The following is a 438-nucleotide window of genomic DNA, read 5'->3' on the forward strand; positions in this document are numbered from 1 at the left end:
ATTGCGGGTCACCTTGTTTATCGAGCCGAAGGCAACCCCGCAATGACGGTAACTCCAACGTTCCTGTCTCTTATACACATCTGGGCAGGGATTTTTATTATATTGATAAGTGTCGAATGGCTGCGCTATCACCAATAACAAACTCGGAGGGGTTTATGGATTCGGATTCGGGAAGGATTCGGGAGACCGCGGCGGCGGAGGGGGCGGCGGGACAGACGGATATCACGGAGAAGTTCGCAGACGCGAAATTTAGGGCGGAGGTGTATAAATTGATCGGCAAAACCGCTCCGGCTCCGATATTGGACAGCGATGTGAGCGGAATTACGTGTGTTAATGTGAGCGGGTCTGATTACGAGTGGGGCGGCATTATGGAAAGTCTTTCGGGGATTGTGAGCGGGTCTGATTACGAGCGGGGCGGCGTGATGAAAAGCCTTTCGG

General features: G+C 53.0%; 1 protein-coding gene. It reads left to right on the forward strand.

Features of this window, described 5'->3' with window-relative positions:
- Positions 1 to 155: 155 nt before the first annotated feature.
- The coding region (locus ACYVRA_RS09130) for a hypothetical protein (protein ID WP_461252392.1) at positions 156 to 438 on the forward strand (283 nt) is incomplete at its 3' end.

The sequence above is a fragment of the Treponema sp. R8-4-B8 genome (assembly GCF_054786175.1).